The organism is Mucilaginibacter sp. P19 (assembly GCF_050632265.1).
Lineage (GTDB): Bacteria > Bacteroidota > Bacteroidia > Sphingobacteriales > Sphingobacteriaceae > Mucilaginibacter > Mucilaginibacter gossypii.
Genome location: NZ_CP192586.1, coordinates 6,709,798 through 6,724,897, shown reverse-complemented (window position 1 = coordinate 6,724,897; position 15,100 = coordinate 6,709,798). Strand labels below are relative to the sequence as shown.

Annotated in this window: 13 protein-coding genes, 1 tRNA gene and 1 pseudogene; 3 read left to right on the top strand and 12 right to left on the bottom strand. The window is 42.8% G+C overall.

Annotated elements, in window-relative coordinates:
* Positions 1–19: 19 nt before the first annotated feature.
* The 5 genes and pseudogenes from ACQ86K_RS33175 to ACQ86K_RS33155 all read right to left on the bottom strand — a co-directional run bounded on the left by ACQ86K_RS33175 (position 20) and on the right by ACQ86K_RS33155 (position 3,301).
* Complete coding sequence (locus tag ACQ86K_RS33175; protein WP_091175949.1) at positions 20–1,225, bottom strand: bifunctional 3,4-dihydroxy-2-butanone-4-phosphate synthase/GTP cyclohydrolase II; 1,206 nt, start codon at positions 1,223–1,225, stop codon at positions 20–22.
* Positions 1,226–1,359: 134 nt separating this feature from the next.
* Positions 1,360–1,677 (bottom strand): LptF/LptG family permease, encoded by a 318-nt coding sequence (locus tag ACQ86K_RS33170; RefSeq protein ID WP_431199513.1) that lies wholly within the window; start codon positions 1,675–1,677, stop codon positions 1,360–1,362.
* Between the two features lie 5 nt (positions 1,678–1,682).
* The gene (locus tag ACQ86K_RS33165) at positions 1,683–1,955 is read right to left on the bottom strand and encodes a hypothetical protein (RefSeq protein ID WP_431199512.1); all 273 of its coding nucleotides are present in this window, start codon (positions 1,953–1,955) and stop codon (positions 1,683–1,685) included.
* Positions 1,956–1,962: 7 nt separating this feature from the next.
* Positions 1,963–2,744: pseudogene (locus ACQ86K_RS33160) on the bottom strand (LptF/LptG family permease).
* Positions 2,745–2,920: 176 nt separating this feature from the next.
* Entirely contained in the window at positions 2,921–3,301 is a 381-nt protein-coding gene (locus tag ACQ86K_RS33155) for an START-like domain-containing protein (protein WP_090534561.1), read from the bottom strand.
* A gap of 163 nt (positions 3,302–3,464) precedes the next feature.
* On the opposite strand from ACQ86K_RS33155, the gene ACQ86K_RS33150 reads away from it, so the two are divergent.
* Positions 3,465–3,538, top strand: a tRNA-Met gene (locus ACQ86K_RS33150).
* A gap of 86 nt (positions 3,539–3,624) precedes the next feature.
* Here ACQ86K_RS33150 and ACQ86K_RS33145 read toward each other — a convergent pair.
* The 3 genes from ACQ86K_RS33145 to ACQ86K_RS33135 all read right to left on the bottom strand — a co-directional run bounded on the left by ACQ86K_RS33145 (position 3,625) and on the right by ACQ86K_RS33135 (position 7,139).
* Positions 3,625–4,143, bottom strand: coding sequence for a helix-turn-helix domain-containing protein (locus ACQ86K_RS33145; RefSeq protein WP_431199511.1), 519 nt, complete (start codon positions 4,141–4,143; stop codon positions 3,625–3,627).
* Complete coding sequence (locus ACQ86K_RS33140; protein ID WP_431199510.1) at positions 4,124–6,547, bottom strand: ATP-binding protein; 2,424 nt, start codon at positions 6,545–6,547, stop codon at positions 4,124–4,126. Before ACQ86K_RS33140 ends, ACQ86K_RS33145 begins: the two co-directional genes overlap by 20 nt.
* 118 nt (positions 6,548–6,665) lie before the next feature.
* A complete protein-coding gene (locus ACQ86K_RS33135; protein ID WP_176844589.1) occupies positions 6,666–7,139 on the bottom strand; it encodes an SgcJ/EcaC family oxidoreductase in 474 nt (157 codons plus the stop codon).
* A 174-nt stretch (positions 7,140–7,313) separates the two neighbouring features.
* Between ACQ86K_RS33135 and ACQ86K_RS33130 the strand changes: the two genes are divergently transcribed.
* Positions 7,314–7,679 carry an NAD-dependent epimerase/dehydratase family protein gene (locus ACQ86K_RS33130; protein ID WP_431199509.1) on the top strand — a complete coding sequence of 122 codons (366 nt, stop codon included), beginning with the start codon at positions 7,314–7,316 and terminating at the stop codon, positions 7,677–7,679.
* Positions 7,606–8,094, top strand: coding sequence for an NmrA family NAD(P)-binding protein (locus tag ACQ86K_RS33125; RefSeq protein ID WP_431199508.1), 489 nt, complete (start codon positions 7,606–7,608; stop codon positions 8,092–8,094). Before ACQ86K_RS33130 ends, ACQ86K_RS33125 begins: the two co-directional genes overlap by 74 nt.
* A gap of 416 nt (positions 8,095–8,510) precedes the next feature.
* Here ACQ86K_RS33125 and ACQ86K_RS33120 read toward each other — a convergent pair whose 3' ends face one another.
* From ACQ86K_RS33120 to ACQ86K_RS33105, 4 genes are all read right to left on the bottom strand, one after another.
* Positions 8,511–9,056, bottom strand: a complete 546-nt coding sequence (locus ACQ86K_RS33120) for a hypothetical protein (RefSeq protein WP_431199507.1) — start codon at positions 9,054–9,056, stop codon at positions 8,511–8,513.
* Positions 9,057–9,342: 286 nt separating this feature from the next.
* Entirely contained in the window at positions 9,343–10,500 is a 1,158-nt protein-coding gene (locus tag ACQ86K_RS33115; RefSeq protein ID WP_091175926.1) for an FAD-dependent oxidoreductase, read from the bottom strand.
* A 116-nt stretch (positions 10,501–10,616) separates the two neighbouring features.
* Positions 10,617–11,285: a DUF6597 domain-containing transcriptional factor gene (locus ACQ86K_RS33110; protein WP_431199506.1), complete on the bottom strand. Its 669-nt coding sequence runs from the start codon at positions 11,283–11,285 to the stop codon at positions 10,617–10,619.
* Between the two features lie 70 nt (positions 11,286–11,355).
* Positions 11,356–15,090 carry an ATP-binding protein gene (locus ACQ86K_RS33105; RefSeq protein WP_091175922.1) on the bottom strand — a complete coding sequence of 1,245 codons (3,735 nt, stop codon included), beginning with the start codon at positions 15,088–15,090 and terminating at the stop codon, positions 11,356–11,358.
* Positions 15,091–15,100 lie beyond the last annotated feature (10 nt).

The window sequence follows — 15,100 nt, the reverse complement described above, 5'->3', positions numbered from 1 at the left end:
CGCTTTTAGCTTATAACGATCAATGATCCCGCATAATGGCATGGTCCATCTTGTCGCGTTTGGTGCGCAGGTAAGCTTCGTTATGAGGGTTTGACGCTATTTCGATAGGTACGTTTTCAACAACTTCCAAACCGTAGCCGATAAGGCCTGCACGTTTTTTGGGGTTGTTGCTCATTAAACGCATTTTGGTAATACCCAGGCTGCGCAGGATCTGCGCACCGATACCATAATCGCGCTGATCCATTTTAAAACCCAGTTTAAGGTTGGCATCAACAGTATCATAACCGTTTTCCTGCAAATGATAGGCCCTTAATTTATTGATCAGGCCAATGCCGCGGCCTTCCTGGTTCATGTAAACAATAGCGCCCTTACCTTCCCTGCTGATCATCTCCATCGCTTTATGCAACTGCGGACCGCAATCGCAACGGCATGAACCAAAAATATCTCCGGTCATACATGAGCTATGCACGCGGACTAAAATAGGCTCACCGGGCTCCCAGGTTCCTTTTACCAGGGCAAGATGATTTTCGCCGGTATCAACCTGGGTATAAGCTATCATATCAAAATCGCCCCATTCGGTAGGCATTTTAACAGCAACTTCACGCTTTACCATCGACTCATGCTCCAGGCGATAAGCGATCAAATCTCTGATAGATACTATTTTAAGGTTAAATTCTTTGGCTATCTCCAGCAAATCGGGCAGGCGGGCCATATCGCCGTCTTCCTTCATAATTTCGCAGATAACGCCGGCAGGCTCAAAACCGGCTAAAACTGCCAGGTCAATAGCAGCCTCTGTATGCCCGGTGCGGCGCAGTACACCGCCATCCTTGGCTATCAGCGGGAAAATATGCCCCGGGCGACCAAGATCTTCGGGTTTAGTAGCCGGATCGATCAGCGCAAGTGTGGTTTTTGACCTGTCGCTCGCAGAAATGCCTGTAGTGCAGCCATGCCCAAGTAAATCGACAGAAACCGTAAAATTAGTTTCGTGCGATGTGGTGTTATGGCTTACCATAGGCATCAAGTCAAGTTCGCGCGCCCTTTGCGCCGTAATTGGGGCGCAAACCAGGCCGCGGCCATGGCGTACCATAAAATTAATTGTTTCGGGGGTGGCATTGCGGGCGGCCGTTAAAAAGTCGCCCTCGTTTTCACGATCTTCGTCATCAACTACGATAATTGTTTTACCTGCTTTGATTTCTTCAATCGCTTCCTGTATGGTGTTTAACATTCTATACTTACTTGTTGGGTAGCGCCTAAACGCTTGTTTAATCTAAATCAAATTTAACGCATATTACCATGACTTGGGTCGGCCTTGTGTAAAATGATAATGCTTTTATAATATGGCGTTTATTAAATATACCGTTAATGACCGTGGCGGGTTGCCTTGGGCTTAAACTTTGCTGCCACGCGGTTTACAAAGCGTTTATAAATCTCCATATCAAACAAGGCGGAGTCTGTAGCCGCTTTATAAGAAAGGAACAAACCGATAGGCAGCAGCGTGATAATAGAAATCCACATGCCCAAATACTTGTTAATATCGCCGCCCTTAACCGATTTTTCGCCAATAGTGGTAATGATATAGTAGATGAGAAAAAATACCACCGAAACTACAACCGGCAGGCCCAAACCACCTTTGCGGATGATGGAGCCCAGCGGCGCACCGATTAAAAACAATACCAAACAAGCTACCGAAAGGTTATATTTTTTTGATATTCTACAAAATACCTGCGGATACCTTCCGAGTCACCTTTATACCTGTCGCTCCGGTTTTTGATCACATCCTTGATCGACCTTATTTCGGAAGCCGCACTGTTGAGGCTCATTTGCTGTTCGGATAAGGTAAGGCCCTGAAAAACATCTTTTTTAGGATCAAACTCTTTATATTTTTTAATAACCTTTGATTGCGCAGGTATTGAATAGTATTTAATGTATGGTGTAACCAGTTTATAATTCACCATCACATTGCTATCTACTGAACGCTGCGACGAGATCGAGATAATGCCTCAGCTGTTTAATGTTCATCATTTGAGATGCCGATTTAAATTCGCTTTCACTGGTGCGGGTGAGCTTAAATGCCGACAGATCAAACTTGGTTTCGGTTTCCTTAAAACGCTCCCGCAGCAGGCGCTGCCTCGTATTATATGTGGCATTTTCGGAAGCGGTTTCTTCATATGTCACCCCATCCTTTAAACGTAATACCAGGTATTTATCGCCCATGGTACGAAACATGGTGCCCTCGCGGGCCAGGATCACCGAATTGTTGTTATCACCTTTCTCACTTTTTTTATAGATCATGATATCGTACAACCGCTGTCCGTCCGGATCCTTACGTTTTACTCGGATTGTGTAGCCAGGAAAACTGGTACTGAACACCCCCTCGGGCAGCAAATCGGCCGATTTTTGTTTCCGGGCATCATACAACAGTGAATAATATTTAAGGTTGGCCACCGGCAGCATATAATCAGAAAAAAGAACGCTGCGATACTAAGTATGGAAATGATCACGATCATTGGGTACATGGCCCGGCGCAACGAAATGCCTGCCGCTTTGATGGCAACGAGCTCGTAATTTTCGCCAAGGGAGCCATAGGTCATGATGGTAGAGAGCAGGATGGATAACGGGAGGGCCATTTGAACATTGGTGGCCGAATTATACATCATGAGCTCCAGGATGGTGTACCAGGCAAAGCCCTTGCCAATAAGGTCGTCAATGTATTTAAACAAAAACAACATTAGCAACACAAACATCACGATGAAAAGCGTAACCAAAAAAGGCCTTATAAATGATTTAAGGAGTAAAAGGTGGATCTTCTTCATCAGTGCTATTTGCAATTAACAGGGGCAAAACCAGTTAGCCGCACAGTTAAAACCCTTTAACGTGCAAAACCAGTTCAGCGTACAAAATTAGCTAAAATAAAGTTTTATCAGGCGCCCAATACACTTATGAGGTAATCGATAGAGTTATCCCAGATCTGCTTTCGTTCTGTAATGGCATCTTCCGTTGCAAAATCAGTAATGGCCAGGGCTACATCATTGGTAAGCTCATCCTGCATTATTTCCATTTCAAAATAATACTGGGCATCATCATCGAGCCATTTAAAACGTACAGACCTGTTTTCCTTAACTGAACAAAGTTTGGCTTTTTGCGATTCGTCATCCCATGTAAAAGTATAAACATGGTCACGAATATTAACCTCATCGGCAAACCATTGAGACAAGCCATTAGGCTCGCTTAAGAAGCTGAACAGGATACGCGGAGATGACTTAATCTCGTACTCAATGGTAAATTTTTTCTTTTCGGACATTCGGTTTACACTTAAAAAAACAGAAACAAAAGTAAATGTGAAACATTTTTTCTAAAGAAAACGAATTTCTACTATATTTGCAAACCTTTTTAGGAACGGCCACTTGTTTTAACGCAAGGCCACTCTTTTTATTAACCAGAAAAAGAGCCATAAAAATAAAAACGGCGGGGTAGCTCAGATGGTTAGAGCGTAGGATTCATAACCCTAAGGTCGGCAGTTCGATCCTGCTCCCCGCTACTTGAAGATGAAGCAGTTACAGTAAAACGTAGCTGCTTTCGTTTTTTCTGGTCATACAATGTTCATGCCACCCCTTAATAATGGAGTTAACGCAATGAATTTACCTGCTTGGGCGAAAACCCGAAATGCCGTGAAAAACTTGCTGAAAAACTTGCCGGGCTGCTGAAACCTACCTGGTAAGCTACTTCGGCAATGGTGGCTGTGCGGCGCGCCAGGAGATCGTGTGCATGTTGTAACCGTATTTCGCGTACCAGTTCGCCAGGGGCCCGGCCAGTTATTGCCTTTAATTTTCGATGCAGTTGAATTCTGCTCATACCAATATCTCCAGCCATCTGATCAGTCCCATAGCTGTTGTCATCCAGGTTATTTTCAACCGCGGCTTTTATCTTATTTAAAAAAGCCTGCTCTATCGTCGGCATATTGGGCAACTCTATCAGCCATCTCTTGTGCATTGCAACATGTTGTTTCAAAATATTGCGCGTCCCGATCAGGTTTCCGATCAGGGCCAGCAGTTCGCGCTTCTCAAAAGGTTTGGCAAGATAAGCATCAGCTCCTGTTTGAATACCTTTTACACGGCTATCTACGTCAGCCTTTGCTGTCAGCATGATGACCGGGATATGGCTTGTCCGTTCTGTCTTTTTTCAATGTCCCGCACAACTCATAACCATCTGTATCGGGCATCATCACATCGGTAATAATGAGTGCCGGAATTTGTTCTATACCCATTGTGATTCCTGCCTTGCCGTCCGAAGCGGTAATTACCCGGTATTGCTCCGCAAGCTGGCGTTCAATAAAGTCACGGAGCTCCCGGTGATCCTCTACCAGCAAAATCAAGTCCATATCGGCCTCTGTTTTATCAGGTTTTGCTTCTTCGCTTTCAGCGGCTGCTTTCATAGCCTTAAACTCCACTACACCCTCATGAGCGCCCGCCGCTTCGTCTAAAGGCAACTGGATCACCACCTCGGTAAATGCCCCCTCCCAGCTATTTGCAGCGATACTGCCGCCCATTAGCTCAATCAGTTCTTTACAAAGTGCCAAACCGATACCGCTTCCTTCTGCAGCCTGGCTGCCCGGCGAATTGGCCTGGTAAAAACGACTGAAAATATAGGGAAGCTTTGATCTGGGTATCCCTTTACCTGTATCGCGAACGCGAACTACATATTGATTCCCGGGCATCCCATCATCGTGATAAAGAAAAATCTCCACCCTGCCTATCGCCGTGAATTTTACCGCATTCCCGATAACGTTCAGCATGACCTTGTCCAATTTATCCCGGTCTGCCATTACCCAAAGTTCGCGATAGCTTGACCGAAAATGCAGTGTGATGCCCTTTTGCAATGCAAGCGGCTCAAAACTTTGGACATGGCCTAATAATAATGCGTTTAAATCGAGCGGTTCGTACAACAATTCCATTAATCCCTGCTCCAGTTTACTCAGATCAAGCAACTGGTTGATGAGCCTCAGCAAGCGCTCAGCATTATTCAGGATCATCCTGTAATCCCGCAGCAATGATGGATCGGTGGTCTGGCCGGCAAGTTCCTTAACCGGATTGAGGATGAGCGTTAACGGCGTCCGGAATTCGTGCGCAATATTGCCGAAAAACCTTGATTTAACAGCGTCCAGTTCACGCAGCTTATCCGCCTTTTCTTCTAGTTCGGCTGTGCGTTGCTGTACAATAGCTTCTAATTTTCGAGCTTCGGCCGCAACCTGTTCGGTTCTTTCAGCTTCTTTTAACAGTGCAGAAGCCGACAATGCTTCAACCTCGGCCAGTTGCGCGGCCAATTGCTGGTTTGTGCCGGCATAATCGAGCGCGAGATAAAGGGACAGGCACACGGGTAAAACAAGTTCGCCCGCGCTCATCACAAATACCCGCATTGAATTATAACCGTAAGGCCATACGCCGAACGTATCATCCCAGCAAAAAATATAAACCAGGAAAACTGCCATTACACCCGTTGTAACTAACCACGCCTTGCGCCTGCCTTTACGTATAAGGTGATATACACAGATAAAGCCATCCACATTGCAAACAAGGAACACTAACGAAAAAAAATCAGGAAAATCAGTTTCTTTTAAAATATAAAATTTATAAAAGTAAAAAAGTAAATAGGCTGAGCATACGCACGCCAGGGTAACCTGGCGCCATCGATGTACCTGGCCATAATCTAACTTATACAGCAAAATGAGGCCCCACCACAACAGCAACACCTTCAGGTTATAGGTCATGTAATGAGCAATATATTGTAGCTGCGGATGGGCGGTTAAATAAAAAAGGTATATACCCCCGCTGGTGATGCCTGTTAGCATAACAAACAATGCGTAATAAAAATTCAGCTTCTGCTTCGGATAAAACAGAAAAAGCAAAAAGTGCAGCAAGCCAAGAATGAACGCAGCGGCGGCACACATTGGCACAAAATTATATAGCGTCCGGGCGCGCATTATCCGCTTGCTATACAAATCGTAATTGGTAAGTAACACTTCAAAGCCTACAAAATTACGGTATACACCAAAAGGGTTGGCGTAGTGAATAGTTACCAGATGCGGCGCATTGTCCTTTAACCAAAAAGGTATCATCTCTAATGGTGCCCGGTTGGCTTCCGTTGCTTCAACCGGATGGCCTATTTTGCCATAGCCGCCTATTGGCTCACCATCAATAAATATTTCTGACGCGCCGTCATGATTAATGCGCAGGCCAAATTTTTGGCCCGCCACATCCTTACCTGCTTTTACCCAAATATTAAACCAGCCAATACCTTTCCACCCGGCGGGTAGCTTATCTGTGCCAAATGCCGTGTACTGTACAGCCTCCCAGCCGCCGGAACGGGCATCAGGCGGTGTATTTGCGTTATTTATTTCAGGATGAAAGAACCAGTGTTTATCACGCAGCGATATTTCATTGTAGGCGCCGAAATCTTTGTGATGCAGGGTTACCGTGTCCTGTGCATCGGCCGCACCATACAAACCCAATAGCAAAAGCAGTAAAACAATGGAGCATTTAGCCAGATGCATAATATGTAGATTATGTTTGCGTAAAATCGCAGGGCCTTTTATAATCAAAAATAATATTTTATTTATTATAATATACAGATACTACAGGGCTTTATTCATCACCAGAGCGGCTTTAATATTAGTTAATGCCTTTTTCCAGCCTGGCGTTTTGACCCGCAAATATCTTCCATTCACCGTCCCGTTTTACCACGACGATCATCCGGCGAAACTCAAACGTTTGACCCGGATATCGTTCGTCGCCGGCAAGGCCTGTTCGTACATGTACAACCGCAAGGTCCTGATTCAGATAGGTAATATCTTCAACAGCCCGGGTATAGTACCGGGTGTTTTTAAAATAAGTATTATGAACCTGCTTATAATGCCTAAAAATATCATCCCGACCTTTATAGTAGGCGCCAAACCAGTTTACCCAGGTAGCATCAGAGGTGTAGTTGGCCGCCAGTTTTTCGGGGCTATGGCTATTCCATGCATCTTCATAATTTTTGATCATCTGCCGTATAGCAGCGTTATTCGATGCTGTGTCAGGCTGCTGGGCCAGTACGCTGGCACTGCATAGCCATATCAGAAGTATCAGGCTTGTTATCTTTTTCATGGGTATTTTATACAGGTGGACAAACATCCATAGCGGATACTACAAATAAAGGTGATACTTCATGATGTTACTTATGTTTATGTTACAAATCCTTTATCTTTTGTTACATAAAGCTAAACCTGCACTATTCATGAAACGATTTTTTACGGCATGAATATTGAAATTAACAGCGTTATGAAATACACACACGTTATTTTAGGAGGAACCGGCCATATCGGTGCCGCGCTTTCGACCTCTTTGCTGCAAAGCCAGCAAAAGGTCATGATCATTGGCCACGATCCGGCTAAAGCTGCCGAATGGACTGTTAAGGGGGCAGCCTATGAGGTTGCAGACATCCGGGACACAGCCCGTTTAAAAGAACTGTTCGGACAGGCGGAACGCCTGTTTGTGCTGAACCCGAATGCGGCTCCCGATAAAGATATCGATGCGGTGGAAAGGGAACAGATCGGCAGTATCCTAAACGCGCTTGAAGGGACGAGAACTGAAAAAGATCGTCGCCGCTTCTACCTATGGCGCACAGCCCGGAGATCATATTTTTGACCTCGGTGCACTGTATGAATTAGAGCAGGGCTTAGCCAAATTGAACATCCCGCTGGCAGTGATCCGCAGCGCTTATTACATGAGCAATTTTGACCAGGCAATACCAGCCGTCCGGGAAAAGGGAGAATTGACCACTTTGTTTCCGGCGGACTTTAAGTTGCCCATGGTTGCGCCGGCAGATATCGGTGCGTTCGCAGCCAAATTAATGCTGGACGACCGGACCGGGCTGTTCTTCCTGGAAGGGCCTGAAACCTATTCTAATCAGGATGTGGCCGAAACATTCGGTAAGCTATTGCACAAAACGGTAAACGTGGTGACTGTGCCGGAAGCTGGATGGAAAGACTTTATGATAAAGGGCGGCTTTTCCGAAAAAGCGGCGGCATCTTTCGCTAATATGACGAGAACTTACCATTAGCCAGCAATCGGAAATACCAACCGCCCAACACGGGCCTACTACCTTGTTTCACTACCTGGAAAAGCAATTGCAGGTTAATGATGCTTAAAATACTGTATCTCTTTTTCGTGTTTCATCGCGGCTTCTTGTTTTACCGCAAGGTCAATCTTTTTACTAACCACAAAAAGAGCTATAAAAATAAAAAGCCTAAGGTCGGCGGTTCGATTCTGCTCCCGCTACTAAATGCGCAATTGAGGCATATTTACAGAAAGGGTTCGCTGATTGTGCGTTTCTCGAACCACTTATTGACAGGGACTGATCGATGAATTATTTAGTGAAAGAACTCCAATGCTTAGTCCAATAACGGCCTAAATCAAAATCGATATGCGGCCCTGTTGTAACCGGCGTATCACCATTTATGCGCACGTTCCATTTTTTTAGCAATATCTTTTTACCATTAAGTTTAAAAAAGATAGTCCGTAACCATCCCGATATTTAATGTGCCCAATATTAATAATTTTCGAGTCAGCAATATAAAAGAGGTTACTACTCCAATTTCTTCCCATGCAACAATCTTCATATGAATAATAATATTTTGTCCTGGGTATTTCTCGAGCATTCGAACAATTGCCAGCTAACTTAAACCGTTTTGATTTTGGGTCATAAATAATCAGGTCTTGCTGGCCAGAATCCACAGCTATTAATTCTAATACTATATCCTTATATCCATCACTATTAAAATCCAGGAATTTAAAGCTTACAACTCCGCCATCTTTATAGGTGTAAACAATTTTACCGCTCTCATCTTTTATATAGAATTTAACTCCCCAATTGTCAATAATATTAACGGCAGTATATTTATTGCCATCTATAATTTCCGTTCCACGTTGTAAAACTGAATCTTTCTTTAAAACAGCTGAATTAAGGCTTTCCTCAGTTTTTGCACAGAGTTGTTGATAAGAATAATTTAGAGGTAAAGACAATAGCAAAAATTTACAGAGAAAGTTCATTAATGCAATTTAATCTAAAAGATCGGGGCATGACAGATATGAGCAAAAAAACCTCAATATTATTAATTACTACGGGAGTTCATTTGTCACAATAGACTAAACTTTTAAGAATCTCAAGGAACCAGTTCAAAAATTGCCCGGTAAAAGCTACTAAAGCCGCCATTTGTATACCAATGGCGGCTTTTTACTGATTTTCTTTGAAGGGTCTGGGCAGAACTTTAGATCGCACAGGCCTTTACTCCAATTCGTAGTTGTTTCCTTATTGTTTCTCCACGTGATTAAAAAATTCAGCCATTTGCGCCAAACCAGTTTTTGAAAACATTCTCTCCGAATTTTCCAGCGTGTCTTTTGTGGCTTTAGCTCCTCTTTCAACCATTTCTTTTTCAAAATGGGCAATCGCTTCTTTGATATCAGTAAATTGATTCCCGGTTAAACATTCGGCCAGTTCAAACGAATCCTGCAATGCCACATTAGCACCTTCGCCTGCATATGGTGGCATCCGGTGCGCGGCATCCCCAATCATTGTAAGGCTCTCATCCGTTTCCCAGCTTTGATTTAATGGAAAATAATATTGCGGGCGGGGAATGAAACAAACTGCATCATTTGTAAAAAACTCATGCCATTCATCGCTCCAGCTGGCAAAATCTTTCTTAAACCATTCAAAAACTTCCTCTCTGTTATTGAAATTAATGCCGCTTTGTTCCAGCCAGTTTTCGGGCGTTTTAAAATTCACCACAAACATAATTGAGCCATCAGCTTTTGTGCCATAACCTACAAATTGTCCGTCATCAAACGCCATTACTTTACCTCCCCTTGCAAAGGAAAAAAGTTTTGGGGTGTATTTTTCAGCATTGTAAATATTGCCTTCAATCAGCGTGATACCTGAGTAAACCGGTTCAACATCACTTAAATAAGGCCGCACTTTTGAATTGGCCCCGTCAGCCGCAATTACCAGATCGGCATAGGCATTCGATCCGTTTTTAAAAAACAAACGCCAGCCTTTTCTTTCTCTTTCCATTGAAATGAAATGGCTGTCCCATACCACGGTATCCTGCCGCAATGAGTTCAATAAAATATCCCGCAAAGGCGCACGGTCTATTTCGGGGCGGGTTTCTGCGGTAATAGTCGCAAAGTTGTGGTCATCAAAAGCAATATCGAGCATTCTGTCTACAAGCAGCATCTTACTTGCTACAGGACGGTGGTATTTATAAAATTTATCCAGCAAACCGCTCCGTTTCAGCGCTTCCAGTCCTGTGCCTTCGTGCAGGTCGAGCGTGGCACCCTGCACCCGTACATTTCTGTCTATATCCCGTTCATATACTTTTACATCTGCACCTTTAAGTTGTAAAAGCCTTGCTAAGGCCAACCCCGCCGGTCCGCCACCTACTATGGCAACCTGTTTATTATCTAATAACATAATTTTTCATCGTTTAATTACGATGCAAAATTATTTCTGCCTTATGGCTGATAATAGTATAAATCGGTCGTTTTTGTTTTTAGATAATTCTTTGGGCACAACGCCCGAAAACTTCTTCACTTCTTTGATAAAGTGGTTCTGGTCAAAAAGTTCTCCTCCGGAAACAGCCGGCCGTCTGCAATATGCTCCAACGAGGCGCGGAAACGAAGAATATTGCAATAGGCTTTAAGTGAGATCCCGAATTGCTGATTAAAGTAGCGATTTATCTGCCTGCTGCTCCAAAACACTTTTCCGGAAAGCTCTTTAACCGTGATCGTCCCTTTCGTTACATAAATCAGTTCAAACAATTTCCGTTTACGTTCATCTATATCTTCCGGCATGAGCGATTTGATTTTTTGCGTTGCTTTTTCTACAAAGCAGTCAAAATCCAGCAGGTCGTTTTCGGTAAACCCCCAATAGCCATCTGGTAAGAACCTGCCACCGTTTACTATATTGGCAATGGCCTCTCCAAAAATATACTCAACGGCAAGCAATTTGAAGCTAATGCAGAATATTACGCTATTGGCCGAAACTTTGGCCTGTTCAAACTGGGTTAACCCTCCAAGCTGTGCAATACTAAAAGGCTGTGTAGCGGATTTAAAAAGCAATATATCAATAAGTCCGTCGGGTAACCCTGTTGTATCTTTATCGGCGTCAGATAGGTTACGTAAAAACCAAAAGCTATCAACAAAATCCGAAAGTGGTTTACCGGGCCTAACAATTCTGTATTCCAGGTTATTGCTCATAGCTTTTGTTAATTTGCTTTGTTGTATTGTAAATCCGCAGTTGATCAGTGATTTACCGGCGGTTTAACTATTAAGCAGCAGGTAAACTTAAATAAAATGTGGTTCCTGTACCCATAGTTGTTTCAAACCAAATTTTGCCGTTGGCATTTTCAATAGAGTTTTTGATGAATGCAAGGCCTAAACCCGTTCCGGAGCTTTTGGTGGTAAAGTTTGGCTCAAAGATCTTTTCACGCATCTCTTCCGGAATCCCGTTACCGTTATCTTTGATGGTAAGCAGGATGTTTTTGCTGGTTACCAGGTAATTGATATCTATGATGCACTTCCTGTCTTGAGGGGTGGCTTCAATAGCATTTTTCAACAGGTTATTAAAACAGCGCAATAGCTGGTCGCGATCGGCATTAATAATGAATGCACTTTCTGGTTGCAGATAGGTGATCTGCACGTTATCCATCTGTTTAAAAATGGTAACTGCCTGGTTTAACATATCAAAAATATTGATCTGCTCAATACGGGTATCCGGCATCTTGGCAAATGCCGAAAACTCCGACGCTATCGACGACAGGCTTTCAATCTGCTCTACAAATGACTTGCTGAAACGTTCAAATTTTTGATCAAACCTGGGATCTTTGTCCTTCCATGATTTATCAAGCAGTTGTAAGCCCAGTTTTAGCGGCGTTAGCGGGTTTTTGATTTCATGCGCAACCTGCTTGGCCATTTCGCGCCAGGCACTTTCGCGTTCGGATTGTGCCAGCCGCTGGGCACTGTTTTCAAGGGCCGATATCATTTTGTTATACTCCTTAACCAATGCGCCGATCTCGTCATCGCGCGACCATTTGATATGTTCGTTCTTTTTACCGTAGATGGTTTTGCTGAGGCTTTGTTGTATAAAGTTTAAGGGCGCGGTTATTTGCCTTGCTATAATAATGGCAAATAAGCCAATTGCTATAAAAACTATGGCGTAAACGTTTATCATCACATTAAGCAATGAGCTTATTCGCTCTCGGTAATCGGCTTCATTACTAAAATAAGGCAGCTGAATATAGGCAACCGTTTTGTTTGATGCAGTAAGGGTTACCGGGGCATAGGCCGCTTTATAGCTCAGTTCGCCAATTTTTTCATCGTTTACAAACTCGGTTTTTTGCAATTTGCTCAAAAAGATGAATGCACGGGCGTTCATCCGTTTTGCCACGAGGCCGTTTTCATAAATTTTAGGCTGAGTGGTTAATAAGGGAACACCATTGGTATCAAACAAAGTGAGATCGGTTGCGTAAGTATTGGCCAATTCATTGAAATGAACCTGGCTCTCCTCATTGAGATGCTCAACATACTGGGTAAAAAGGCCGTTTTCAAATGCCGATGCTATACGGGTTATTTTATCCCTGATCATTTTTTCCTGCTGGGTATAGTACTGGTTACTGATGGATAAAAAAGTAATAAAACCAACAAGCACCAAGGTAACCACTACGGCCAATATCATCGAGATCTGGATGCGGGTTTTATACAATACCTTATCAAAATTTATCCTGAAGTTTATCTTCAGTCCGTCTTCTGCTATGTTAAAGATTTTGATGCGGGCCCACGACCATTTTAAAGTGATGATAACCGCGCTGAATATCAGTATAACCACCAAAAAGAAGGTGAGCGAAGTAACCGCATAGTAAAGTGAGTTTTCCTCCCTGCTAACAACAATCAGGTTTCTTTCGCTGGGCCTGTATATCAGGTGATTGTATGTTGTAAAGCTTTCGTACCAGGCAGTGCTGCGGTTTTTCGTGGTTTTTTCGGTGTATTTTTTCAGGTCGCCTTTAAACTCCCTGTTATCAAGCGAGTAAACATAGGTGCCGCGCTGGCTCAGCAATTTGTTATCGCTATAAAAGGCGTATGAATAATCTTTAAAGTCATTTTCCGGGCTTATGTTGCCGTCAATCAATAACTCAGGGAAAGCACCTGATAATTGCAGCGGTTTTGATTTAAGTTCAATTACAATAGTGCCCAATTGCTTATTACTGGTATTTACAGGCAGTATGGCAAAGTAATTCTGATATCCGAATGATTCGTTTTCGCGGTAAAAATAGTCGGATACCTTAAATGAGCTATATAGTACGAGGTCTTTAAACACACTCAGCGAGTAGTTTTTATCTGCCGAGGTAGGTTCTTCATTGGCATCAAATTCATGAACTTTAAACTCGTACTTTGACAGGTAGCCATCAAAATACAGTTTTTGGAAACGGGTTTTAAGATAATCGCCGTTGTGCAGGCCGTTGGTAAAATAGCGTACTATGGCCGTATCCGTTATAATTTGGTTTTCTATCCTTTTAAAAATATAATCGGCCGTAGCATCATCCGGGATCTCCAGTTTTTGTACCAGGGCCCTCCGGGTTTCGTGCTCTTTCTGATCTTCAAAATGATTAAGCTTAATTGCTGCTATCAGGGCACAAACAAACACGATACCTAAAAACGATGTGGCAAAAAGCTGCTCTTTATAGTAAATAAAATTATAAGCCCTTATCAGTACCAACAGTGCCCACAATATGTAAAACAAAGTAAATTCATTATAATAGGTAAACACGGCGGTAGCTATGATAATTCCAGTCAAAAACAGGAATAACTGGTGCGTTCGGGGTACGTTAAGCTTCAGACATATAGTTAAAATGATTTCATTGAGCAGGTAAAATATCAAAAAGCTAAAACAGAGCATTAATACCCCCAATATGCTGAACCCCGTTAAGCTGAGTACATTGTTTACATCAAAATTGATTTTTGAGTTGATAACCAGGCCATGAAACAAACGCAATAATGATGTTGACACCCCTACAAGTGTTAAAATAGCAATAACCACAATAACATAGCCGGCAGTTTTGCTTTGCACATTGGTTAAAAACCTGCGGCGCTGCCTGTACACAAAGGCTACGAACCAAAAAATGACCAGAATATTGATACAAAAATCGCCCAGCGAAGGATAAACCAGGCTTGAGCCATAAAATGCCGGATTGAAAATGCTAAGCTTATAAGTAAAATCGGGCAGGTTATAATGCAGGTTAACAAACCTGAACAGCACAATATATAAAGCAAGGAATATGATAGATAATACCACATACCCTTTTGATGCCACGTAATTGCAAATATTATGCATCAGTACACAAAGCGTAATGGCGGTGAGTATCCAAAATGAAAGTTCATAGTAAACAAAATCATTATTGGCGTCATTATTTTTAAGCTTTACCGAAAACAGGTAATCATTATCGCTGCTATGAACTTCATAAACGTTGACATCTGTAAAATCGGCTATGTCAATATTATCATCGTCGAGCAGATCCCTGGCAAATTTGTTTTGAAGGTATTTATTCTGGAACGCATAATTGATCTTAACCGGAATAAAGAAGATAACCGAAAAATTCCCTTCCGTTTTCCGGAACGTTTCATAATACCCATTGGGCTGCTTAATAAAGGAATAACCATCTTTAATGGTATTGGTACTATCCGGCAATACCTTTATGCCGCTCCAAAAGCTTAATTTATTATTGGTTAAGGTTATAAACCAAATGCTGTTTTGGGTGGTGAAATTTTCAATAGCATTAATAGCGTCCTGCTCATTATTGCGCAGGTTCATCATCTTTTTAAAACGTTCGGTGCCGTTAAGCTGCTTATTTATAAACGCTTCTTTGTTATGGAGATTGTCTTCAAGTATCCGGGCAGACTGCACAAGGCTATTTACGGGCGTATATGTTTTTTGAACAATAACGGCCGTAAGCAGCAAACTAAGCCCTAAAAGGGCAAGCAATAGGCGTATTTTTCCGGAAGTAGTCAAGATGTTGCTA